Source organism: Sphingorhabdus sp., assembly GCF_044338195.1.
Lineage (GTDB): Bacteria > Pseudomonadota > Alphaproteobacteria > Sphingomonadales > Sphingomonadaceae > Sphingorhabdus_B.
In genome coordinates, this window is the sequence record NZ_JBIIMC010000021.1 from 1 (window position 1) to 22,471 (window position 22,471).

The following is a 22,471-nucleotide window of genomic DNA, read 5'->3' on the forward strand; positions in this document are numbered from 1 at the left end:
GCCCAAGGCACGTCCGTCACGCGGCCCCAAAGCTCATCATTCACGAAATTTGCCAACCGGCCGAAGAAGAGGCCAAACGGGACGCAACATGCGAGATAATCACACACCCGCAGGAACGAGATCTTATGCTTGCGTGCCAAAAGCCAGAGAGCAAAAATGATTCCAATCGCGCCGCCATGGAACGACATGCCGCCTTCCCATAATTTGAAGACATCTGCCGGGTTCTGCAAAATAGATGGCTGGTAGAATAAGATATACCCCATTCGTCCACCCAAGATGATACCGAGCGTCGCATATAAAATGATATCGTCTGCATGCTCACGCGACATCGGTGCGCCCGGCCGCGCCAGCAGTTTGAGCAAAAAGCCGTAGCCAAGCAAAATACCTACAAGATAGGCCAAGGAATACCAACGCACCTGAAAGAAGCCCAAATCAAGCGCAACGGGGCCAACACCAAGCTCGGTAAATTGAATATAGCCAGCGACGGTTGAAATAATCTCAAATGACACAATATTTCCTCAGGACCTTTTGACATTCCTATAGAGCGAAATAGAAGGTGCACAAAGAGTTTAGGAGAGAATCAAATGCCGTCCCCATTGGACCTCGCGATCGACGCTACCATAAATCGTCTCATGACCAACGATGGTCCTTTAACGGTGACCTATGTTGAAAAATTTGGTGTGCAATTACCCATGCTGGCGAAAGCACCCGGCAATATGGCCGACTATTTTGCATTCTTTTGCGCCACGCATGCGGACAAGGAATTTCTGGTAGATGGCGACATAAGGCTAAGTTTTCGCGAGACCTATGCCGCAGCGCGCGTTCTGGCCGGCGGATTAGTCGACGGGCACAAGCTTCAAAAAGGCGATAGAGTTGGAATTGCCGCGCGCAATTCGGCTAATTGGATCATCGCCTACATGGCCATCATTATGGCCGGCGGCGTTGCAACTTTGCTCAACGGCTGGTGGCAAGGTGGCGAATTGGCTGAAGGTATCCGAATGGTCGGCTGTCGCTATGTCCTTGCGGATGAACAACGCGCGGCGCGCTTGGCCGGGCACGACATTGGCGGTTGTGAGCTATTGATATTCGGTCACGACGGCGCGCCGATGGAAGGCCTGTCTGTCTTGACATCAAAAGGTGGCGGCGCAGAAACACCGCTGCCCACACTTGAACCCACAGACAATGCGACGATTCTTTACACATCAGGTTCGACGGGTCAGTCCAAGGGAGCAGTATCCGACCACCGGGCGGTTGTTCAGGGCGCGATGAGTTACGTCGGCCAAACACTCGTCTTTTTCGAGCTTCTTTCGTCCACCGGGCAGGCCATGCCAGCGCAGCCATCGGCCCTCGTCAACGTGCCACTCTTTCACGTTACCGCCTCCGTCCCGCTGGTTCTGCAAAGCTTCGCGATTGGACGCAAATTGGTACTGATGCCGAAATGGGATGCGGAAGAAGCCATGCGCATCATCGAAAAGGAGCGCATCAGCTATTTCGTCGGCGTTCCGTTGATGAGCATCGAACTCGCCACGCACCCCAACCGTCACAAATATGACCTCACCAGCTGCACGGCCTTCGCGGCTGGCGGCGCGCCGCGCCCCGTAGAACATGTCAAAAAAATCCGTAAGGAAATGAGCTGGGGCTATCCGCTGCTGGGTTATGGCCTTACCGAAACAAACGGCGTGGGCTGCGGCAATTTCACCGATAACTATCTGGAAAAGCCAACCAGCACTGGGCCAGCCACGAAGCCATTGGTCGAAGTGCAAATGCTTGATGATGATGGAAATGTTCTTCCGCAAGGTGAACGCGGCGAAGTCGGCATTCGCACCATTGCGAATTTCAACGGCTACTGGAACAACGAACAATCGACGCGCGACGCGTTTACCGCTGATGGATTTTTCCGGACCGGTGACATCGGTTATCTCGACGAAGACGGTTATCTGTTCATCGTAGACCGCAAAAAGGACATCATCATTCGCGGCGGTGAAAACATCAGCTGCCCAGAAGTAGAAGCCGCTGCATATGAACATGAATCGATTGCCGAACTATCCGTGTTTGGCATTGCCGATGACAAATATGGGGAAGTTCCAGGCATCGTCTATCACACCAAAGATGGTATCAAGCTGACCGAGGATGAACTCAAAGCATTCCTTGCACCGCGGCTGGCACCATTCAAAATCCCGGTGCATTTCTGGCAAGTGGCGGAACCATTGCCGCGTCTGGGTACCCAGAAAATCGACCGCGTTGCTTTGCGCCGGGAATATAATGCAAAGGTTTCTGCTTGATGCTGACATAAGGCGTGAACGCGCCTAGAGTGTCTGGATGATTTCAGCACCTGACCGGATTATAAAGCAACGCGACATTATCGACAGGACTGCGCTTGCCGATAAAGTTGAGTCTATAGTTGCAGAAGATGGTCCCCAGCGCTGCCGTCCGCAGATCCTCGAGCTTTTGCAAGGCGCGTTGGCGGACGGGCGCGCCGAAATCAAACGACGACTGGGTGAAAACCCGTCACAGGGTTACCGTGCGTCCGCGGAACAAGCCTTTCTGGTCGATCAGATTGTCCGGCTTATCTACGACTATGTAACGGTCCACGCATATCCTGCGGCGAACCGGTCGGCATCGGAACGGCTCGCGATCCTTGCGGTGGGCGGATATGGTCGCGGCGAGATGGCGCCACATAGCGACGTCGATATCGGGTTTGTCACCCCGTACAAAAGAAGCTCATGGACCGAGCAAGTCGTCGAAGCGATTTTGTACCTTCTTTGGGATCTCGGCCTGAAAGTTGGCCAATCCAGCCGGTCTTTGGATGAGACCGTGAAAATGGCGCAAGAAGATCTGACGATCCGTACCGCGCTATTGGAAAGCAGGTTCGTTTGGGGCGATCGTGCCGTGTACGAAGAGGCTGCATTACGCTTTTGGAACGAAGTGGTGGCAAATACGGCGCCCGATTTTGTGCGTTTGAAAATGGCCGAACGCGATGAACGGCACAAGCGCATGGGCGACAGCCGCTACGTTGTGGAACCCAATATCAAGGACGGCAAAGGCGGCCTGCGCGATTTGCATACCTTGTATTGGATTGGGAAATATATCCACAAGGTCTCGACGGCATCTGATCTCGTCCATGTTGGGCTATTGTCTGTCGAGGAGTATAACCGGTTCAGGAAAGCTGAGAATTTCCTGTGGTCCGTTCGTTGCCATATGCACAATATTACTGGCCGCGCAGAGGAACGGCTGACATTTGATTTGCAGCGCGAAGTGGCCGAACAGATGCAATTCGCTGATCGCCCCGGCCGTTCGGCGGTTGAGCGGTTCATGCATTATTATTTCTTAAATGCCAAAACCGTGGGCGACGTTACGGGCTTATTCTTGGCGCATTTGGATGAAGCCATGGCCCAAAAAGGCCGTCGGTTCATTCCAAGTTTCAACCGCAAACCACGCAAGCTCAATGGCTTCCAGCTTGACCGTGGTCGCTTGGCATTACCTGATGATCAATTTTTCGTTGAAGACCCCGTTCGGCTATTGGAAATTTTCCACCTCGCGGATTTGCATGGACTGGAAATTCACCCTTCTGCCATGCGGACCGCGCAGCGCGACGCCCGGCTTGTAGATAAAGCGGTCCGAAAGGACCCGCGGGCCAACGCGCTCTTTTTAGATATTCTGACCTCGCGCCGCGATCCGGAAACCGTATTGCGTTGGATGAACGAATCCACGATTTTTGGACGTTTCATTCCCGATTTCCGCCGCGTGGTCGCGCAAATGCAGTTCGACATGTATCATCATTACACCGTCGACGAACACTCGATCCGCGCCATTGGACTATTGGCGGATATCGAAAGCGGAAAGCTCAAGCAGGATCACCCTCTTTCGGCGGCCATCATGCGGAATATCGTCAGCAGAAGGGTATTGTATGTCGCAACCTTGCTGCACGATATTGCGAAGGGACGCGGCGGAGACCACAGCGTCTTGGGCGCAGAGGTCGCTGACGCCTTATGCCCGCGACTTGGTTTATCAGCCGCAGAAACGGAGACCGTCGCGTGGTTGGTTCGCCACCATTTGTTGATGTCCGCAACATCGTTCAAACGTGACCTTGCCGACTTCAAAACAATATTGGATTTTGCGCAGGCCGTTCAGTCGCCTGAACGGTTGAAATTGCTGCTCGTCTTGACGGTGGTGGACATTCGCGCCGTTGGTCCAGGCGTCTGGAACAGTTGGAAGCGCCAATTATTGTCCGATCTTTTCGAAGCCACCGAAGAAGTGCTGCGGCTTGGCCACAAGCAGCGCGGCCGTGACGAACGCATCGCGTCGAAAAAATCGAAGCTCGGGTCAGCCCTGCGGTTGTCACCGGACAAATTTGCGCAATTCGCAAAGTCGTTACCCGACGCCTATTGGATAGCCGAGCCCGACGACATCATTGAGCGCAATGCACGGCATCTCTTGAAAAATGAAGGTACTGAGCTTGCCATTGATGCCTGCTATTACCCCGACCGGGGCGCCACGCTCGTCACTGTTTTCGCGGCCGACCATCCCGGCTTATTTTATCGAATTGCAGGTGCGATTCACTTGGCAGGCGGAAACATCATCGACGCACGGATCCACACAAGCAGCGACGGGATGGCGATCGACAATTTCCTGATCCAAGATCCGCTCGGCCGTCCATTTCGCGAGCAGGGCCAATTGGACCGTTTGGCGCGCAATATCGAAGAGGCATTGACCAACCGTGCCAAGTTGATGACGCAACTTGACGCAAAGCCAAAGGCTCTCCGGCGTGCCGACGCATTTAAAATTGCGCCTTCAGTGTTGATCGATAATCAGGCTTCTAACCGCTTCACCGTTGTCGAAGTAAATGCGCTGGACCGGCCGGCATTGCTGAACAATTTGGCATTGGCTCTGTTCGAGTCAAAGGTAACATTGCACAGTGCGCACATCGCAACCTATGGCGAACGCGCAGTAGATACATTTTATGCGACAGATCTTTTCGGTGCAAAAATCGAAAGCAAGACCAAGTTGAAATCACTGGAAACAAGGCTGCTTGAGGCGGCCACTGTCCGTGCCCGGGTAAAAACCAAAGCCGCGTAAGAACGCAGACCTTTCGGCTGCATCAATTGACGACATAAAAAAAGGCCAGTCTTTCGACCGGCCTTTCTTTTAACATATTAGTCCGTTCGGAATTACATTCCCGAATTTGGACCGTAGGTAACTTCAACGCGACGGTTTTGCGGTTCACGCTCACCATCTGCAGTCTGAACCAATGGTGCAGTTTCACCGAACGCTTGGGTTGCAATTGCACCGCCGGCAACGCCCTTCGACTCAAGATACGAACGCACGGTGGTATTACGACGCTCGGAGAGGCCAACATTGTACTTTGCGCTACCCGACTTATCGGCGTGACCAGCAAGCATAACCTTCGCAGTGCCACAGTTCGAATACTGCGCAACAGCATTGTCCAGAACCGATGCTGCGTCAGGACGCAAGTTCGACTGATCCCAATCGAAGAATACGATATAAGGACCGGTGTTGCACACTGGCGCTGGTGGCGGCGGTGGTGGTGGTGCTGGTGGCGCCACATATGGTGGCGGTGGTGGCGGTGCCGCAACTTCAACTGGTGCAGGTGCACCGCCGAAGTTGTAAACCAGGCTAGCCATGACGCTGTGCGAACGGAAGCGCGTGTCAACAGCACGGCCAAGACGGTCAACAAGACCAACCTTGTTTGCGTTGAAGAAACGGTACTTCAGACCGACGTCCCAGCTATCGCTGAGTGGCGTACGGACGCCCGCAAGAGCCTGCCATGCCAAACCAGTGTCTGAATCATCGAGGAACGCTGGAGCAGCGACAGTAGCCGACACATCAACACGTGCAACGCCAACGCCGCCGCCGACAAAGCCCTGAAGGCCATCATCGTCGCCGAAATCCACAAGACCATTGACCATGAAGCTCAATGCGCTTGCATCGCCATCAAGCTTATACGAACCGCTAGGTGCGAGTGCAGTTGTTGCGCCACTCGTGATCTGTGGTGTCTGGCTGCTGAATGCAGTTACATTAGCCTGGCGATAGGAAACTTCTGATTCAAGACGGAAACGGCCGAAATCATAGCCGACTACGCTGCCGAAATCATAACCATTTTTTGTGTTAACCGATGCAGCATTGTTCAATGTGCCGATATCCAAAGCCAAGTCTTCTACTATCATGGCACCGCCATCGACTCCAACATACCACTGGTCGTCGCGGCCCAAAGCCGGTGATGCCAGAGCAGTAGAAGCGAGCACCAAACCTATGGCTAACTTACGCATCAACTTTCCCCTTTTTCTATCTTCAGGAACGGAAATTATAGAATGTAATTCTATCGGTTCTGTTCCATCGAAGCAAGTCGCTATGTCCGCATACTGTTGCTAAAATGTCGCCATTATTCACATTTTATCCGAATACTGGCCGTGTTTTTTTGCGATGCGGCCGCTCAAGGCGTCAATACACCTATCAGCCTGAAATATTGTAACATCGCACCGAGTGTCCCCCGCGCTTCGGTATCGACCACTGCCCCACCAGAGGGGTTTGTGATAATTGGACCGCTACGACCAACACTAACCAAATAACGTTACGATGTCAATATATATTTACCTATTTGGTTATAAATCTGCGCACTAATAAGATGATTTCCCCTTTTCTGGCGGCTTCGCTATGGGATGGGGATGTCGCGCGTCATTCTGTTTAACAAGCCTTATGGCGTCTTGCCGCAATTTACCGACACGGGCACCGCCGGTTCGCCGCGTCCGACCTTGTCGGATTTTATCGACGTGCCGGGGGTCTACCCCGCTGGCCGGCTCGATATGGACAGCGAAGGGCTGATGATCCTGACCGACGACGGGCGGTTGCAGGCGCGCATTTCCGATCCGCGGTACAAGCTGCCCAAAATCTACCGCGTTCAGGTTGAGGGCGATGTTTCCGACGATGCGCTCGTCCAATTGCGGCGCGGTGTGCAGTTGAAGGACGGGATGACCTTACCTGCCGAGGCAGAGCGCATTGCCGACCCGCAGCTTTGGCCGCGCGATCCGCCCATCCGCGTCCGCCAGACGGTGCCCGACAGCTGGATAGTACTTGTCATCCGCGAAGGTCGCAACCGGCAAGTGCGCCGCATGACCGCCGCGGTCGGTCACCCGACATTGCGGCTGGTGCGCCACGGCGTTGGCGATTGGACGCTGGATGATCTTGCCCCCGGCAGCTGGCGCGAGGTCTGACGCAGCGGCTTAATCCGCCGGTCGCGGTACGCGCTTGCCCTTGGTCCGGCTTGTCAGATGAAATTGGCCACATCGGTGGCAGCGGTAATGGCGCAGCGTGATTGTCGCCGCCGTCATTGCGGCAATGGCTTCGGCCTTCGCCGCATAGCCCGCCTTCCTCCGGCAAATGCTCAGCCGCGTGCGCAAATCAATCTTCGCCTTCGAACGCGATGCACCCCATGTTGCACAGCTGCGTCAGCAGGTCGATTGCGGCGTCCATGGACGCAAGTGCGGTGTCGAGGACCATGGCATCTTCCCCGCACAGCTGCCGCGCCAGATCCGCTGTCTCTGCGCCGCAGTCAAAACATGCGCCGTCGGCAAAGAACATCACCGCATCCGCGCCATCGCCCACAAATGCCAAACGGCTCGCCGGATTGCGCGAGAGCGGCGCCTGATCGGCGATAGATTGTCGCACCTCGTCCGCTTCCACCGGCGTTTCGGGTTGCCAGTCCATTTCGGCATATTTGGGCGTGCTGTTGAACATGCCGAACCACCGCGCAAAGGCACGCGGGTCGGCGAGCGAATCCAGCGTCATCCGGTGCAAGCGCTCCAAGGCGTCGGGCATAATCTCGCCCGGGTTGGCCTGAGCTGCCAAATCCGGATCGCGGTACAAATCATCCTCGGGAATCTGCTCAAGCATATCATCGACAAAATGCCCCAGAAGGTCGGCGCGCGACGGCGCACGGAAACCGACCGAATAGGTCATGCAGTCCGCACCCACCGCAACGCCATTATGCGCAATGCCCGGCGGGACATAGAGGATGTCGCCGGGTTCAAGCACCCATTCTTCGGTCGCTTCAAATTCTGCCAGTAGCTTTAGATCTTCATGCGGCACCAGCGGGCTATCGCCGTCGCAATGCCGCCCAATCTGCCAGCGGCGGCGACCGAGGCCCTGGATCAGGAAAACATCATATTGGTCGAAATGCGGGCCAACCCCGCCTTGGTCGGCGGCAAGGCTGACCATGACATCGTCAATCCGCCAGTTGGGAATGAAGCGGAACGGCGCGATGAGGTCAGCGACCATCGGAACATGATGATCAACCGCCTGCACCAACAAAGTCCAATGCGATTCACCAAGGCCGCCCAAGCGATCCTCATGCTGTGGTCCCTGCTCCATTTCCCAGCCCTTGGCGGTCTGGCAAATCAGGCGCGACTCCACTTCTTCTTCGCAGGCGAGACCGGCAAGCTCATCGGGCTCAAGCGGGTTTTGCCAATTGTGCCACGGATTGCGGATAAGCAGCGGCTTTTTCTGCCAATAATCGCGCAAGAAGCTGTCTGTATCGAAGTTTTCCAATTCCATTCCCACCCGCTGTGCATTCGCGCGACAGAAAGCAAGTGTTGTTGCTGCATCGGTGGCCAATGCGGACATCGCACGGAATATGCCCGCAGGTTAAAAGCTTGCACTTGCTGGCGTTCGCGGCTTAACCCCGCAGACGATGTTGAAACGCCTATATGATTGGATGATGGAAAAGGCTGGGCACGCCCATGCCGAACGCTGGTTGTTCCTCTTTTCCTTCATCGAAAGCTCATTCTTCCCCATACCGCCGCACCCGCTGCTTGGGCTGATGTGTCTCGCGCGCCCGAACAAGGCGTTGCGCTATGGGGCGATTTGTACCTTAGCCTCGGTCATGGGCGGGCTTTTTGGCTATGCCATTGGCTATTTTGCCTATGAAACCATCGGCACGGCGCTCCTAAAGGCGCTTGGGCTATGGGACAGCTTTCCTACGGCCGCCTGCTATCTACGCGAATTTGGCGCGGAGATTATTTTGATCAAGGGCGCGACCCCCATTCCGTTCAAGCTGCTAACCTTGACCGCAGGGTTCATCAAAATGGACCTGTTCACCTTCATCTGGGCCAGCGTGTTGAGCCGGGCATTCCAATTCATGCTGGTCGGATTTTTGTTCTGGAAATTCGGACGCCCGATCAAGGCCTTCATCGACAAATATCTGGCGTGGGTCACCGCCGCGTTTCTGGTGGCGGTCGTCGGCGGATTTTTTGCGTTCACGATGCTGGCTGGCAATGGCGCGCGCAAAAGTGATATGTGCTCGACCGTCAAAACCATCCAATCACGCTAGCGCCGCCACACACGGGTTATTTAAAATATTGGGAAGCAAACATGGACAGCAGCTCACGCAAAATCGTCACGTTCATCGCGGTCGTCACCATCCTTGTCATGGCCGCCATGGCCATTCGCTCTTATCTGGATGCGGACCAAAGCACGACTGCCGCACCGGTTGAGGCGACCGAAGATAGCGCTCCGGAAGCACCAAAGCCGAACCCTGCCGAAAATGTGACCAACCCAAGCGACGAAATGCCCGTTGCCGCCCCAGAAATCGAAGACATTCCGGCGATCACTGGCGAACCGTCAATGACCTTTGAAAATGAAAACAGCGAGGCACGTGAATCAACGTCGCCGGAAAATGACGAATAAGGTGCGTTAACGCGCGAACAAATTTGCGTCGTCGGCAAATGCCTTGAATTCCAACGCATTGCCGCTTGGGTCGCAGAAGAACATCGTCGCCTGCTCGCCAATTTCGCCTTTAAAACGGACATGGGGTTCAATGCCAAAGCGGATGCCAGCGGCGGTGACGCGCGCGGCCAGCAATTCCCATTGTTCCATTGTCAGGACCACACCAAAATGGGGAACAGGAACGTCATGTCCGTCCACCGGATTATGCGTGGAAACGGATCGCGCATTGGCATCGAGATGCGCGACGATCTGATGTCCGAAAAAGTCGAAGTCGACCCAGTGATCGGATGCGCGCCCTTCGGGGCACCCCATGATTTCTCCGTAAAAGCGCCGCGCTTCGGATAAGTCACGAACGGGAAAGGCCAAGTGGAAGGGACGTAAGCTCATTTTGATGTCACCGGTTTTGGAAGGGGTTGATCGGAAATATCTGCCGTAGCGAGTTCCTGCGACATTTGCATCGCGCATTTGTGGATTGTCGCCGAATCGCTTGGCCGCTGAAATTCGGCTTTCGCCGCTTCGGCCATGGCAACCGCAACCAACTCACGGGGTTGACCGCTTTGTTCAGTGATGCGGCTGCCGACGATGCCGGCCCAGCGTTTTCCAGACTGCCCAACATCGGGTACATCGGACGGCGCGGTGCCAAGCCGCTGTCGCTCCGCCAAGGTCGCGAGTGTCGCAACACAGGCGATATCCGATTGATGGGTTTCAGTCAGGGCAGATGGCGCCGAAAGCGCAAGCGCATACACAAAAATAATCATGGCGATGAATTAGCACCGAAAGCCTGAACCGCAAGCAACGACGATTTTTGTGCGATTGCAATTGTCATATATGGTGGGCAAAAGCGCGCCATGCAGAAATTCTCGACTTTGCTCGGAAAGTTTCCCCGTTGGACGGCGCTCGTGGCGGGTGCAGCGTCCGCTTATGGTTTTGAACCATGGGGGCTGTGGCCACTGACGCTCATCTGTTTCGCCTTGCTCATCCAACTGATAAGCCAAGCGCCCAGCACCAAGCGCGCTTTCATGCTCGGCTGGCTTTTCGGGGTCGGGCATTTCACCTTTGGCAATCAATGGATTGCGGTCGCCTTCACCTTTCAGGCGGCGATGCCGATCTGGCTCGGTTACATCGCGGTATTCGGGCTGGCGCTATATTTGGCAGTGTATCCCGCAATGGCCGCGGCAGGGGCCTATTGGATCAATCACCGGACGACGAAAGCCCTTGGTGATTCCGGCGGAGATGATGGAAAGATAAGGCCCACAGCCACCCTCCACCTCATCCTCGCTTTTGCTGGCTTGTGGATCATCACCGAATGGCTGCGCAGCTGGGTGTTCACCGGCTATGTATGGAACCCGCTCAGTGTAGTTACCTTGTCCGTTCCATATCTTTCGCAACCTGCGACCGCGCTTGGAACCTATGGCCTTTCGGGGGTCATGCTTCTTGCTGTTGGGATGATCCTAAAGTTCGTAACTTTGTGGACTTCAGCATCTGGCGTTGAACGCGACGATCGCGGGCGGACCGGCTATATTCTTGGCGGTTTAATATTATTGGCGCTCGCAGCAGTCGCTATCACTGGGCGAGGCTCATACCATCAAAGCGCACCAGATAGGACACCCGTCGCACTCACCATCGCGCAACCCAATATCAGCCAAGCCGACAAATATGCGCCGGGCTATGACGCGATCAACTTTGCCAAGCTGGCGATGAACAGCCGCCCGCTTCCCGATCAAGGCGCGCGCCTTATCTTGTGGCCAGAGGCCGCCATTCCGGATTATTTGGAAGAGGGCTATCCCTATCGTTATTATCAGGGCCAGCCGGGCGAAAGCGCGTTCGGCGCGCGGGCGCGGCTGACGACGCTGATGGGTGACGGCGATATTTTGGTCACAGGCGCAAACCGGCTGGTGATTGAAAAAGGCCAACTGGTCGCCGCACGCAACAGCGTTTCGGCGATGGACGCGAACAGCAATATCTTGGGCCATTATGACAAGGCGCATCTTGTGCCTTATGGCGAATATCTGCCGATGCCTTGGTTGCTGCGGCCTTTGGGCTTGGCGCGATTGGTGCCCGGCGACCTCGATTTCTGGCCCGGTCCCGGACCACAGACGATGACAGTCAATCTGAACGGCAAGCCGGTCAAAATCGGCATCCAGATTTGCTATGAAATGATATTCTCCGGCCAAGTGACCGACCGCAAGAACCGGCCCGACTTTATCTTCAATCCGTCGAACGATGCGTGGTTCGGCACCATCGGCCCGCCGCAACATTTGGCGCAGGCACGTCTTCGCGCGATAGAGGAGGGCTTACCCGTCGTGCGCGCCACACCAACCGGTGTCAGCGCCGTCATCGACGCGAACGGCCGGATCATCAAAAGCCTGCCGCTTGGAACATCTGGCCGCATCGACGCAGTTGTGCCGCAGGCCAAGGCGCCAACATTGTTCGCACGTTTTGGAAATATATTGCCGCTCGGCTTTGCAGCGCTACTCATCGCTTGTGCGCTGTTACCGCTTGCCCGCCGCGCACCTTCTCGCTAAGGGCGAGAAACGACATAAAGAATTCTTTATACGCAGACACAGCCAACAGACTGGAACAACCATGCGCACAAATTACCTTTTCACTTCTGAATCCGTGTCCGAAGGGCACCCAGACAAGGTTGCGGACCAAATCTCTGACGCAATCGTCGACCTATTTCTTTCCAAAGACCCCGAAGCCCGCATCGCGTGCGAAACCCTGACCACGACTCAATTGGTCGTGCTTGCCGGTGAAATCCGATGCAAAGGCGTCTATGAAGATGGCGCATGGGCACCCGGCGCGCAGGAAGAAATCGAAGCCACCGTTCGCCGCACCGTAAAAGAAATCGGTTACGAGCAGGATGGTTTCCATTGGGAAACATTCCGCTTTGAAAACAATCTGCACGGCCAATCCGCGCATATCGCGCAAGGCGTTGATGCATCGGGCAACAAGGATGAAGGCGCTGGCGATCAGGGCATCATGTTTGGCTATGCGACCGACGAAACACCCGACCTGATGCCGGCAACGCTCTATTACAGCCACAAGATTTTGGAGCGCATGGCCGCTGACCGCCATTCCGGCGCAGCCCCGTTTCTTGAACCAGACGCAAAGAGCCAGGTTACCCTGCGCTATGAAGGCAGCTTGCCCGTCGCCGCAACCGCCGTTGTCGTATCGACGCAGCATGCTGCGGGTTATGACACGGGTGACAAGAAAGCTGAACTGCACGCTTATGTACGCAAGGTTGTGGCCGAAATTATTCCGCCAGTATTGCTGCGCGACACGGTCTATCACATCAACCCGACCGGCAGCTTCGAAATCGGCGGCCCAGACGGTGACGCTGGCCTGACCGGCCGCAAGATCATCGTCGACACCTATGGCGGCGCAGCGCCCCATGGCGGCGGCGCATTCAGCGGCAAGGATCCGACAAAGGTTGACCGCTCGGCGGCGTACATCACGCGCTATCTGGCGAAGAATATCGTGGCCGCTGGCCTTGCGACCCGCTGTACCATCCAGCTGGCCTATGCGATTGGCGTTTCAGAGCCACTTTCGCTATATGTCGATACGCATGAAACCGGCACAGTTGGTGATGACCTGATTGAAGCTGCAATCATGAATATCGAAAAGCTGGGCGGACTTACCCCGCGCGGCATTCGTACGCATCTTGGCCTCAACAAGCCAATATATCGCAAGACTGCGGCTTATGGACATTTCGGACGCAAGCCCGAAGGTGATTTCTTCCCGTGGGAACGCACCGACCTTGTCAATGATTTGAAGGCAGCTCTCGCCTGATTACACTTGCAGCGTGGCGGCTGAAAGTTTAGCCGCCACCGCTATGACTGCGAACAAGCCCGGAGACCCTACGACACTGAACCGCCTTTACGGCCGTTCAAAGGGCAAGAAGCTGCGCGTCGAACAGGCTGATCTGGTCGACAATCTTCTGCCGCAAATTTCGGTGCCGAAAACGGGCGCGCTTAGCAGCATGCAATTGTTTGGCGATGATCGCGCCATGCACTTTGAAATCGGCTTTGGCGGCGGTGAGCATTTGGCTTACCGCGCCGACCTTTTACCCGACCATGGATTTATAGGCTGCGAACCATTCATGAACGGGGTCGCGCAAGCGCTGTCGCATGTGCGTGAAGGCGCGCTGCGCAATGTGCGTTTGCATATGGGCGATGCGCTGGAAATTTTGCGCCGCGTGCCCGACAAGTCGCTCGCCTTCGTCTATCTGCTGCATCCCGACCCTTGGCCCAAAGCGCGGCATGTGAAGCGCCGGATGATGAACGATGGTCCGCTTGATCTCATCCACGCAAAATTGAAACCCGGCGGGGAATTCCGGTTCGGCACGGACCACCCGGTATATTTGCGCCACGCCCTGATGGTCATGCAGCGCCACCGGCACCAATATAACTGGCTGTGCGAAGCCGCAGCAGACTTCCAAAGCCGGCCCGGCGGTTGGCCCGAAACGCGTTATGAAGCCAAGGCCCGCCGTTTAGTGCACGAAGTCTGGTATTTCCGCTATCAGCGCAAACCCGATTAAGCAGCCAGCGGTAAAGCATTCGACGAAATCGGCGAAGCGTTCGACGAGAAACGGTAGCCGTGGTGCAACCGGCTGAAAATCCGGTATGAAGGGCTATGGAGAACGTCACCTCGCGAAAAGCACTGATTGGCCACCAGATGGCTTTGCTCACCATCATCGGGTTCTGGGCTTTTTACGCGCTCATCCTGTCGCTGCGCGCGGCTTTGCTCGATTTTCCAGCGCAGACGGTGCTGTTTGAACGGCGCCTCATGGTCGCGCTGGTGGGCGTATTGGTCACCTGGATATTATATTTTGGTCTGCGGATGGCGGATCGGCGATCGCTGGGTTTTCGCGTCAGCGTCGCGTTTCTGGGCGCAATTCCCTGTGCCATCGCGCTTGCGTCCGCAAATTTCTATATCTTCAACCTGTATGATCCGATCAGCCTTTTTAAGGACCCCAGCGTCGGGCGCAGTTTTGAAGATCTGAAGGCCCAATTGGGGCTGTCCTTCTGGCAAGAAATCGCCGACATTTCGGTCACCCATTATTTTTTCCTGATCGCGTGGAGCTCGCTATATGTCGCCATCGGCTATGCGCGTGAAGTGCGCGAAGCCGAACGCAAAACATCCAGATTTGCGCAAGCGGCCCAAGATGCCGAGCTGCGATCGCTGCGCTATCAGGTCAATCCCCACTTTCTTTTCAACACGCTGAATTCGCTCTCAAGCCTGGTCATCACCGGTAAGCCCAAAGAGGCCGAAGCAATGATCCAGAACTTGTCCAACTTTTACCGGACGAGCCTGTCGTCCGATCCGTTGGAGGATGTCACGCTTGAAGAAGAAGTGGAACTGCAACGTCTGTATCTGGAAATCGAAAGCGTGCGTTACCCCAAGCGACTGCGCGTCAGCATCAACATTCCACCTGAGCTGATGAACCAACATGTGCCTGCACTCATTCTCCAGCCGCTTGTCGAAAATGCCATCAAATATGGCGTGTCGCGGGCCACACGGCCGGTCTCCATTACGATCAGCGCAGATCGCCGCGATGATAATCTGGTGCTGAGTGTCATTGATGATGGAGAGGCTGTTGACGCCGCACATGTCGGCGGAAATGGCATTGGCCTTGCCAATGTACGCGATAGGCTGGAGGCGCGATATAAGTCTGCGGCACGGCTCGATACACAGTCTGTCAAAAGCGGCGGGTTCATCGCGATACTCACGCTGCCTTTGAGCCACAGGATCGCGGCATGAAGCGTCTGCGCACCTTGATCGTTGACGATGAACCTTTAGCCATTGAACGGCTGGAAACCCTGAGCGCCGATCATCCAGCTATCGAGGTCGTGGGCACAGCGAATGATGGCGTAGAGGCGCTGCGCATATCGCAACAGCTTACGCCTGACCTGATTTTCCTAGACATTGGTATGCCCAAAATGGACGGCATTAACGCCGCGCGTGCGTTGGGCCTGATGCACAAAAAACCGGCGATCATTTTGATTACGGCCTACGATAATTTTGCCGTCGAAGCCTTTGACCTTGATGTCGTCGATTATGTTTTAAAACCGGTGTCGAGCGAGCGGCTGGGCCGCGCCATCGCGCGCGCAGCTGGCACACAAAACGCCGACACTAGCCCTGCCAACACCATATCGAAATCCGACAGCCGATATGCGCATGAATTTTGGGTATCCCATCGCGCCGAACTCATCCGCATTGCCGCAATGGATATTGAACGGATTGAGGCCGAGCGCGATTATATGCGGCTGCATACTGGCGGGCGCAGTTATTTGTTGCACCAGACAATCTCGACGCTTGAACAACGGCTTGACCCCGATCAATTCCAGCGCATCCACCGCAGCCATATTGTGCGCCGGGACCTGATTACCGGACTTCGACACGAAGGCGGCGGTGTGTGGCATGCGTTGCTGGGTGAAGACCTGTCGATGCGCATCGGGCGCAAATATCTGGCAGAGGTCAAACGGCTCGCCGGGAAATAGCAAACTCCGGCTTTGTTTGCCGGAGCCAGCCAGAGAGGGCGACCGGGATTGTTTAGATCAGACCCGCAAGCGGGCTGGACGGATCGGCATACATACGCCGTCCCATCCGCCCCGCGAGATAGGCCATACGTCCTGACTGGACAGCCAGCTTCATCGCTGTCGCCATAGCAACGGGGTCTTTGGCTTCCGCGATAGCCGTGTTCATCAACACACCATCGCAGCCCAATTCCATAGCCACTGCTGCGTCAGACGCCGTCCCGACGCCAGCGTCGACCAGCACGGGCACTTTCGCGCCCTCGACAATCAAACGGATCGTCACACGGTTTTGAATGCCAAGCCCCGAACCAATCGGCGCGCCCAATGGCATAACGGCGACGGCACCGGCATCCTCAAGCTGCTTGGCGGCGATGGGATCGTCGACACAATAGACCATTGGCAGGAATCCTTCCTTCGCCAATATTTCGGTCGCCTTCAATGTTTCGCGCATATCGGGATAGAGCGTTTTTGCCTCGCCAAGCACCTCAAGCTTTACCAAGTCCCAACCGCCCGCCTCACGCGCCAGACGCAGCGTGCGTATCGCGTCGTCCGCGGTAAAGCAGCCTGCGGTGTTTGGTAGATAGGTATATTTCTTTGGATCAATATAATCCGTCAACATCGGTGCCTTGGGGTCCGAAACGTTTACGCGCCGCACGGCAACCGTGATAATTTCGGCGCCCGATGCCACCAGCGCGGCGGCGTTTTGTTCGAAATCCTTATATTTGCCGGTACCGACGATCAGCCGCGATGTGAAATGGCGCCCCGCGACCGACCAGCTATCGTCTTGCCCGCCACCCACGAAATGGACGATTTCCAAAACATCACCGTCCGCCAAGTGCACATTTTCCAATGTAGAACGCGGCACGATTTCAAGATTCCGCTCGACCGCGACCTTGGCCGGATCCAGCCCAATATCGCGGACAAGGTCAGCGACGGTTGCCCCGGCCCGAAATTGCCGCGGATCGCCATTAAGCGTGAGGGAGATAGAATCGGTGGTAAGGGAAGAGGTCATTTCATCTCGCTATTTTTATCGACGCGCATATAGTGCCGTAATGATGCGGTTCGCAACCGCTGCTTTGACAATATCAGGGGACGTACTTTGGCTGATAAGCCGATAATCTTTGTTCTGAATGGACCAAATCTCAATTTACTTGGTACCAGAGAGCCCGAAATTTACGGCACAGACACGCTTGATGACATTGCCGGACATCTGGATGACCGCGCGCGGGCAGCCGGTGCGTCTATCGACTTTCGTCAGTCCAATCATGAAGGGCATTTGGTCGATTGGCTGCAAGAGGCTCAAGCCGTGGGGGCCAAGGCGGTGTTGTTAAACGCGGCAGGATACACCCACACCTCGGTCGCGATCCTTGATGCCATAAAGGCCATCAATGTTCCGGTTTTCGAGGTGCATTTGTCTGATCCGCACAAACGCGAAGCATTCCGGCATTTAAGCTATGTCAGCATGGGAGCAAAGGCGGTGTTTGCAGGTCATGGCGCAAAGTCGTACGAACTCGCGCTAGACGCGGCGTTACAATTTTGACATTAGGCGCATCATTCCAAGTTTAGGGGCCCAGGGAGTTTTAAATGGTGGCGAAATCAGGAAATAGTGGCAGCATGCAAGTGGATACGGACCTTGTCCGCGAACTGGCGGCCATGTTGAACGACACAGGTCTCAGCGAAATTGAGGTTGAGGACGGCGAGCGCAAAATTCGCGTATCGCGGACCATGACTGCGGTTGCAGCGCCTATGGCGGCAGCGCCCGTTGCTGTTGCGGCCCCTGCTGTTGCTGCGGTCCAAGAAGCCCCAAGCGCGCCTGCGACTGCAGCAAATGCCTTGAAATCGCCGATGGTGGGCACGGCGTATCTGACACCCGAGCCCGATGCCGCACCGTTCATCAGCGTTGGTCAGCAAGTCAAGGCAGGCGACACCGTCCTAATCATTGAGGCGATGAAGGTCATGAACCCCATCATCGCGCCACATGCCGGAACCGTTACCGCGATTTACGTCGAAAGCGGCCAACCGGTCGAATTTGACCAGCCATTGCTGGTGATTGCTTAACCTATGGCGATCGAAAAAATCCTTATCGCCAACCGCGGCGAGATCGCGCTTCGCATTCACCGTGCGGCGCATGAAATGGGGATCAAGACCGTTGCCGTGCATTCGACTGCGGATGCCGATGCCATGCATGTGCGCCTCGCCGACGAAGCCATTTGCATCGGACCGCCATCTGCAACCGACAGCTATTTGAATATACCGGCGATTATCTCCGCCGCGGAAATCAGCCATGCTGACGCCATCCACCCCGGCTACGGTTTTCTGTCGGAAAACGCGCAGTTTGCGGAAATCGTTGAGAGCCATAACATCAAATGGATTGGCCCCAAGCCCGAACATATCCGCACGATGGGTGACAAGGTTGAAGCGAAGCGTTCGGCAGGTGCACTGGGTTTGCCGCTTGTACCCGGCTCTGACGGCGCAATTGAAGATGTCGCCGAAGCCAAAGCAATTGCCCGCGAAATCGGATATCCGGTAATTATCAAAGCGGCATCCGGTGGTGGTGGCCGCGGCATGAAGGTCGTCAACAGCGAAGAAGAGCTTGAGACCCAAATGCAGCAAGCAGGGTCCGAAGCAAAAGCCGCATTTGGTGATGCGACGGTCTACCTCGAAAAATATCTTGGCAACCCGCGCCACATTGAATTCCAGATTTTTGGCGATGGCAACGGCAATGCCGTCCATTTGGGCGAACGCGATTGTTCGCTGCAACGCCGGCACCAAAAAGTTCTCGAAGAAGCCCCATCGCCGATTCTTGCGACCGCTGAACGTGATCGCATGGGCAATATCTGTGCCAAGGCTATGGCTGACATGGGCTATCGCGGCGCGGGTACCATCGAGTTTCTGTGGGAAAATGGTGAGTTCTATTTCATCGAAATGAACACCCGGCTTCAGGTCGAACACCCGGTCACCGAAATGATTACCGGCATCGACCTCGTCCGCGAACAAATCCGCGTCGCCGAAGGCAAGCCGCTTTCGTTCACGCAAGAAGACGTGACCTTCACAGGCCATGCCGTCGAATGCCGGATTAACGCCGAAGACCCGCAAACCTTCATGCCGTCGCCGGGAACCGTGTCGTGGTATCACCCGCCCGGCGGTCTTTATGTCCGCGTCGATAGCGGCCTGTATCATGGCTATAAAGTGCCGCCCTATTATGACAGCATGATCGCAAAGCTGATCGTCTATGGCCAGACGCGCGAGGGCTGCTTGATGCGGCTTCGCCGTGCGCTTGGCGAATTTGTGATTGAAGGCATGAAGACGACCATTCCGCTGCATCAGCGGCTGTTGGAAGAGCCTGATTTCCAAAATGGAAATTATACGATCAAATGGCTTGAAGAGTGGTTGGCGAAAGACGCAAAATGATCCTCTCCCGCCGGGAGGTGGCTTTTGGGCTGGCGGCACTGCCGCTGGCCAGCTGTGTTCCGGTTGGTCCCGACCGCGATGTGTCGTTCATCCCCGCCAATGCCGCCGCGCGGCTTAAAGCTGACGATCCCAAGCGTCTGATCGAGTTGGTCACACTCGATCCTGCGATCAGGCTTGATATGCGTTATGCGACCGCCAACAATTTCACTGGGCGCGTGCTGTACGACGAAGCGCGTGCCTTTCTGGCCGCCCCTGCCGCGCAAGCGGTCGCGCGCGCCAGCAAGGCCGCCCAGGCGGATGGCTTTGGCCTGACAATTTATGACGCCTATCGCCCGTGGCGGATAACCAAAAAATTATGGGACGCAACGCCGGTCGGCCCCAAGAAAGAATATGTGGCGAACCCCAAACGCGGGTCCAAACATAATCGTGGCTGTGCCGTCGATTTGACTTTGCATGACTTGCGCACCGGACAGCTGGTCGAGATGCCAAGCGAGTTCGATGATTTTTCCGAAAAGGCCCATCGCGATTATATGGGTGCGACCCCGGCAGCATTGACCAACCGTGCCCGCTTACAAGGCTATTTGGAGGCCGAGGGGTTTGTGGGCCTTTCGAACGAATGGTGGCATTTCGACTTCACCGGCTGGGAACAATTCCCGGTCATGGACATACCGTTTAACAAAGTCGTGTAACGAGGCCGTGCATAAACATAAGAGAGGTTTTTTGATGTTCCGTAAGATTTTACTCGCTGGTGCAGCTTTATGTGTTTCAGCCCCGTCATTGGCAGCGACGCAAGCAATCATTGTCGGCAATCTGGTTCCCGACGCGGCCACTGGTCCAACTGGCCCAGCGGTTATCTTGGTCGAAGACGGGCGCATCAAAAATATCGCCAAAGGCACGAATAATCCGTTTCAGGCGGATAGGGTGGTTGACCTTTCGACCAAAACATTGGTCCCCGGCCTCATCGACCTTCACGTCCATCTGACCGGCGACCCCGGCGATGATTTCCGCGACGAAGCCGTCAACCCTGATGAATGGGGCGTCGTCATGGGCGTGAAAAACGCCGCATTGACCGTCAAAGCAGGTTTCACAACGGTGCGCGAAGCCGGTTCTGCGCAAAATACTGCTTTTGTCCTGCGCCGCGGTACCGCGGAAGGCCGCATCATTGGCCCGCGCATTATCGCGGCTGGTCCAGCATTGTCGATCGTCGGCGGGCATGGCGATGTCACTGGCTTCCGCAGCGACGTTTTGACCGCGCTGGATTCGGGTTTCACCTGCACTGGCCCAGTCGAATGCGCCGAAAAGGTCCGAAAATCGTCAAAGGCGGGCGCAGATGTCATCAAGATTACTGCGACCGGTGGCGTATTGTCGCAACAGGGCAGAGGGCTGGAAGCGCATTTCACCAATGAGGAAATGGTCTCCATTGCCAACACCGCGCACTCACTTGGCCTAAAGGTCATGGCGCACGCCCATGGCGCCCGGGGCATTGAGGCAGCGGCAGCAGCTGGAATCGATTCCATCGAACATGCCACATTTGCGGATGAAGCCGCTTTGAAGGTGATGAAGGCCAAGGGCACGGCGTTGGTCCCGACATTGATGGCGCTGGAGGGCGTGCGCGCCCGCCTTGGCAAAGGGATTTACACGCCGACCGTTGAGGTCAAGGCCAAGCAGGCGCTCGAATTTGCAGGGCTTCAGGTTAAGCTGGCCAAGGCGTTGGGCGTGACTGTCGCCTTTGGAACCGATGCTGGCGTCTTTGAACATGGCAGCAATGCCAGTGAGTTTGCTTTGCTGGTAAACGCGGGCATGACGCCGACCGAGGCACTGGCCAGCGCAACAACCGTTGCAGCCAAAACGCTCGGGCTGGAAAATGAAATCGGCCGGATCGCCGTGGGATATTCCGCCGACATGGTCGCCGTAAATGAAAATCCGCTGACAAATATCCGCACGCTCGAAAAGGCCGAGTGGGTCATGGTAAGAGGACGTATCGTTCCGTGATTCGGTGATAAGATGCAGCCTGATACGCCTATCAAGGAGTTCGATTCCAATAACGATCCGGCAAAGCTGTCGCGGATTGGTTCGCACGTCACAAAGCGACTGAATGCCAATCCGCTTGTCCAGCAGGTCGATCACCCTGATGCGCAATTATATGTGTATCAGGGCTTTTTGGGTGCAGCGGATTGCAAAACGATGATCGCCAAAATTGATGCCGATGCCGTGCCGTCGACATTGTACAAAGGGACCGAGCAAGCGGGTTTCCGGACCAGCTACAGCTGTCACCTGAACCGTTGGGATGCGTTCATCGCCAAAATTGAGGCGCGGATGAGCGATGTTTTGGGCATCGACAACAGCTATGCCGAAACGATGCAGGGGCAGCGTTATCAGGTCGGTCAGGAGTTTAAGGCGCACCACGACTTTTTTCATCCCAGCCAAAGCTATTGGCTTAAGGAAGGCCCAGCCGGCGGCCAGCGCAGCTGGACTGCGATGATATTCCTCAATGAACCAGAAGAAGGCGGCACAACCGAATTCCCACATCTTGGCCTTGGCGTGCGACCGCAAGCGGGCATGATGCTCATCTGGAATAATATGCAGCTCGACGGATCACTGAATTATAAAACGCTGCATACCGGAACGCCTGTTACCCGCGGCGTGAAGCATGTGATTACAAAATGGTACCGGCAAAATAACTGGCTTGAGCTCAACACGCAAAAGCCGTCCTGATTGCGGAAACGATACGGTAACAGATTGCAAATATTGTATATCGTCTGCCACAGATTATCCGTCGTCTG

22 protein-coding genes are annotated in these 22,471 nt (G+C 55.7%); 16 read left to right on the forward strand and 6 right to left on the reverse strand.

Annotated elements, in window-relative coordinates; genetic code table 11:
* Positions 1-509, reverse strand: a 509-nt coding sequence (gene lgt, locus ACIQZK_RS07310; RefSeq protein WP_397575548.1) for a prolipoprotein diacylglyceryl transferase, incomplete at its 3' end; no start/stop codon positions are given.
* 75 nt (positions 510-584) lie between these two features.
* Between lgt and ACIQZK_RS07315 the strand changes: the two genes are divergently transcribed.
* Together ACIQZK_RS07315 and ACIQZK_RS07320 are read left to right on the forward strand one after the other, a co-directional pair.
* Positions 585-2,282 (forward strand): class I adenylate-forming enzyme family protein, encoded by a 1,698-nt coding sequence (locus ACIQZK_RS07315; protein WP_397575549.1) that lies wholly within the window; start codon positions 585-587, stop codon positions 2,280-2,282.
* A 37-nt stretch (positions 2,283-2,319) separates the two neighbouring features.
* Positions 2,320-5,076, forward strand: a complete 2,757-nt coding sequence (locus ACIQZK_RS07320) for a [protein-PII] uridylyltransferase (RefSeq protein WP_397575550.1) — start codon at positions 2,320-2,322, stop codon at positions 5,074-5,076.
* A gap of 92 nt (positions 5,077-5,168) precedes the next feature.
* Here the strand turns inward: ACIQZK_RS07320 and ACIQZK_RS07325 are convergent, their stop codons facing one another.
* Positions 5,169-6,287 carry an OmpA family protein gene (locus tag ACIQZK_RS07325; RefSeq protein ID WP_397575551.1) on the reverse strand — a complete coding sequence of 373 codons (1,119 nt, stop codon included), beginning with the start codon at positions 6,285-6,287 and terminating at the stop codon, positions 5,169-5,171.
* Between the two features lie 396 nt (positions 6,288-6,683).
* On the opposite strand from ACIQZK_RS07325, the gene ACIQZK_RS07330 reads away from it, so the two are divergent.
* Positions 6,684-7,229 (forward strand): pseudouridine synthase, encoded by a 546-nt coding sequence (locus tag ACIQZK_RS07330; protein ID WP_397575552.1) that lies wholly within the window; start codon positions 6,684-6,686, stop codon positions 7,227-7,229.
* 187 nt (positions 7,230-7,416) lie between these two features.
* On the opposite strand, the gene ACIQZK_RS07335 is transcribed toward ACIQZK_RS07330, so the two are convergent.
* Positions 7,417-8,568, reverse strand: a complete 1,152-nt coding sequence (locus ACIQZK_RS07335) for a JmjC domain-containing protein (RefSeq protein WP_397575553.1) — start codon at positions 8,566-8,568, stop codon at positions 7,417-7,419.
* A gap of 136 nt (positions 8,569-8,704) precedes the next feature.
* On the opposite strand from ACIQZK_RS07335, the gene ACIQZK_RS07340 reads away from it, so the two are divergent.
* Complete coding sequence (locus tag ACIQZK_RS07340) at positions 8,705-9,343, forward strand: YqaA family protein (RefSeq protein ID WP_397575554.1); 639 nt, start codon at positions 8,705-8,707, stop codon at positions 9,341-9,343.
* 41 nt (positions 9,344-9,384) lie between these two features.
* Complete coding sequence (locus tag ACIQZK_RS07345; protein WP_397575555.1) at positions 9,385-9,699, forward strand: hypothetical protein; 315 nt, start codon at positions 9,385-9,387, stop codon at positions 9,697-9,699.
* 6 nt (positions 9,700-9,705) lie between these two features.
* On the opposite strand, the gene ACIQZK_RS07350 is transcribed toward ACIQZK_RS07345, so the two are convergent.
* Entirely contained in the window at positions 9,706-10,125 is a 420-nt protein-coding gene (locus tag ACIQZK_RS07350) for a VOC family protein (protein WP_397575556.1), read from the reverse strand.
* The gene (locus ACIQZK_RS07355) at positions 10,122-10,496 is read right to left on the reverse strand and encodes a hypothetical protein (protein WP_397575557.1); all 375 of its coding nucleotides are present in this window, start codon (positions 10,494-10,496) and stop codon (positions 10,122-10,124) included. The genes ACIQZK_RS07350 and ACIQZK_RS07355 overlap by 4 nt, the downstream gene beginning before the upstream one ends.
* A 90-nt stretch (positions 10,497-10,586) precedes the next feature.
* Between ACIQZK_RS07355 and lnt the strand changes: the two genes are divergently transcribed.
* The 5 genes from lnt (at position 10,587) to ACIQZK_RS07380 (ending at position 16,241) form a co-directional block, all read left to right on the forward strand.
* On the forward strand, positions 10,587-12,263 hold the full coding sequence (gene lnt / locus ACIQZK_RS07360) for an apolipoprotein N-acyltransferase (protein WP_397575558.1): 1,677 nt from the start codon (positions 10,587-10,589) through the stop codon (positions 12,261-12,263).
* A 61-nt stretch (positions 12,264-12,324) separates the two neighbouring features.
* Positions 12,325-13,530, forward strand: a complete 1,206-nt coding sequence (gene metK / locus ACIQZK_RS07365) for a methionine adenosyltransferase (RefSeq protein WP_397575559.1) — start codon at positions 12,325-12,327, stop codon at positions 13,528-13,530.
* Between the two features lie 43 nt (positions 13,531-13,573).
* Positions 13,574-14,278, forward strand: coding sequence for a tRNA (guanine(46)-N(7))-methyltransferase TrmB (locus ACIQZK_RS07370; RefSeq protein WP_397575560.1), 705 nt, complete (start codon positions 13,574-13,576; stop codon positions 14,276-14,278).
* Between the two features lie 95 nt (positions 14,279-14,373).
* Positions 14,374-15,501, forward strand: coding sequence for a sensor histidine kinase (locus tag ACIQZK_RS07375; RefSeq protein WP_397575561.1), 1,128 nt, complete (start codon positions 14,374-14,376; stop codon positions 15,499-15,501).
* Positions 15,498-16,241, forward strand: a complete 744-nt coding sequence (locus tag ACIQZK_RS07380) for a LytR/AlgR family response regulator transcription factor (protein ID WP_397575562.1) — start codon at positions 15,498-15,500, stop codon at positions 16,239-16,241. Before ACIQZK_RS07375 ends, ACIQZK_RS07380 begins: the two co-directional genes overlap by 4 nt.
* A 52-nt stretch (positions 16,242-16,293) precedes the next feature.
* On the opposite strand, the gene thiS is transcribed toward ACIQZK_RS07380, so the two are convergent.
* Positions 16,294-17,289: a sulfur carrier protein ThiS gene (gene thiS / locus ACIQZK_RS07385; RefSeq protein WP_397575563.1), complete on the reverse strand. Its 996-nt coding sequence runs from the start codon at positions 17,287-17,289 to the stop codon at positions 16,294-16,296.
* An 87-nt stretch (positions 17,290-17,376) separates the two neighbouring features.
* Here thiS and ACIQZK_RS07390 point away from each other — a divergent pair, with 87 nt between their 5' ends.
* From ACIQZK_RS07390 to ACIQZK_RS07415, 6 genes are all read left to right on the forward strand, one after another.
* Positions 17,377-17,817 carry a type II 3-dehydroquinate dehydratase gene (locus ACIQZK_RS07390; protein ID WP_397575564.1) on the forward strand — a complete coding sequence of 147 codons (441 nt, stop codon included), beginning with the start codon at positions 17,377-17,379 and terminating at the stop codon, positions 17,815-17,817.
* A gap of 74 nt (positions 17,818-17,891) precedes the next feature.
* Positions 17,892-18,335: an acetyl-CoA carboxylase biotin carboxyl carrier protein gene (gene accB / locus ACIQZK_RS07395; protein WP_397575565.1), complete on the forward strand. Its 444-nt coding sequence runs from the start codon at positions 17,892-17,894 to the stop codon at positions 18,333-18,335.
* Positions 18,336-18,338: 3 nt separating this feature from the next.
* The gene (gene accC / locus ACIQZK_RS07400; protein WP_397575566.1) at positions 18,339-19,688 is read left to right on the forward strand and encodes an acetyl-CoA carboxylase biotin carboxylase subunit; all 1,350 of its coding nucleotides are present in this window, start codon (positions 18,339-18,341) and stop codon (positions 19,686-19,688) included.
* Positions 19,685-20,377, forward strand: coding sequence for a M15 family metallopeptidase (locus tag ACIQZK_RS07405; RefSeq protein WP_397575567.1), 693 nt, complete (start codon positions 19,685-19,687; stop codon positions 20,375-20,377). Before accC ends, ACIQZK_RS07405 begins: the two co-directional genes overlap by 4 nt.
* Before the next feature lie 34 nt (positions 20,378-20,411).
* Entirely contained in the window at positions 20,412-21,680 is a 1,269-nt protein-coding gene (locus ACIQZK_RS07410; RefSeq protein WP_397575568.1) for an amidohydrolase family protein, read from the forward strand.
* A 12-nt stretch (positions 21,681-21,692) separates the two neighbouring features.
* A complete protein-coding gene (locus ACIQZK_RS07415; protein WP_397575569.1) occupies positions 21,693-22,403 on the forward strand; it encodes a prolyl hydroxylase family protein in 711 nt (236 codons plus the stop codon).
* Positions 22,404-22,471 lie beyond the last annotated feature (68 nt).

What these genes read in the sequence shown, in the direction of transcription:
- lnt (WP_397575558.1), top strand. Translation starts at nt 10,587, where the DNA reads ATGCAGAAATTCTCGACTTTGCTCGGAAAGTTTCCCCGTTGGACGGCG.
- accB (WP_397575565.1), top strand. Translation starts at nt 17,892, where the DNA reads ATGCAAGTGGATACGGACCTTGTCCGCGAACTGGCGGCCATGTTGAAC.
- accC (WP_397575566.1), top strand. Translation starts at nt 18,339, where the DNA reads ATGGCGATCGAAAAAATCCTTATCGCCAACCGCGGCGAGATCGCGCTT.
- ACIQZK_RS07315 (WP_397575549.1), top strand. Translation starts at nt 585, where the DNA reads ATGCCGTCCCCATTGGACCTCGCGATCGACGCTACCATAAATCGTCTC.
- thiS (WP_397575563.1), bottom strand. Translation starts at nt 17,289, where the DNA reads ATGACCTCTTCCCTTACCACCGATTCTATCTCCCTCACGCTTAATGGC.
- ACIQZK_RS07345 (WP_397575555.1), top strand. Translation starts at nt 9,385, where the DNA reads ATGGACAGCAGCTCACGCAAAATCGTCACGTTCATCGCGGTCGTCACC.
- ACIQZK_RS07340 (WP_397575554.1), top strand. Translation starts at nt 8,705, where the DNA reads ATGTTGAAACGCCTATATGATTGGATGATGGAAAAGGCTGGGCACGCC.
- ACIQZK_RS07380 (WP_397575562.1), top strand. Translation starts at nt 15,498, where the DNA reads ATGAAGCGTCTGCGCACCTTGATCGTTGACGATGAACCTTTAGCCATT.
- ACIQZK_RS07355 (WP_397575557.1), bottom strand. Translation starts at nt 10,496, where the DNA reads ATGATTATTTTTGTGTATGCGCTTGCGCTTTCGGCGCCATCTGCCCTG.
- ACIQZK_RS07335 (WP_397575553.1), bottom strand. Translation starts at nt 8,568, where the DNA reads ATGGAATTGGAAAACTTCGATACAGACAGCTTCTTGCGCGATTATTGG.
- ACIQZK_RS07405 (WP_397575567.1), top strand. Translation starts at nt 19,685, where the DNA reads ATGATCCTCTCCCGCCGGGAGGTGGCTTTTGGGCTGGCGGCACTGCCG.
- metK (WP_397575559.1), top strand. Translation starts at nt 12,325, where the DNA reads ATGCGCACAAATTACCTTTTCACTTCTGAATCCGTGTCCGAAGGGCAC.
- ACIQZK_RS07330 (WP_397575552.1), top strand. Translation starts at nt 6,684, where the DNA reads ATGTCGCGCGTCATTCTGTTTAACAAGCCTTATGGCGTCTTGCCGCAA.
- ACIQZK_RS07325 (WP_397575551.1), bottom strand. Translation starts at nt 6,287, where the DNA reads ATGCGTAAGTTAGCCATAGGTTTGGTGCTCGCTTCTACTGCTCTGGCA.
- ACIQZK_RS07370 (WP_397575560.1), top strand. Translation starts at nt 13,574, where the DNA reads ATGACTGCGAACAAGCCCGGAGACCCTACGACACTGAACCGCCTTTAC.
- ACIQZK_RS07415 (WP_397575569.1), top strand. Translation starts at nt 21,693, where the DNA reads ATGCAGCCTGATACGCCTATCAAGGAGTTCGATTCCAATAACGATCCG.
- ACIQZK_RS07350 (WP_397575556.1), bottom strand. Translation starts at nt 10,125, where the DNA reads ATGAGCTTACGTCCCTTCCACTTGGCCTTTCCCGTTCGTGACTTATCC.
- ACIQZK_RS07375 (WP_397575561.1), top strand. Translation starts at nt 14,374, where the DNA reads ATGGAGAACGTCACCTCGCGAAAAGCACTGATTGGCCACCAGATGGCT.
- ACIQZK_RS07320 (WP_397575550.1), top strand. Translation starts at nt 2,320, where the DNA reads ATGATTTCAGCACCTGACCGGATTATAAAGCAACGCGACATTATCGAC.
- ACIQZK_RS07410 (WP_397575568.1), top strand. Translation starts at nt 20,412, where the DNA reads ATGTTCCGTAAGATTTTACTCGCTGGTGCAGCTTTATGTGTTTCAGCC.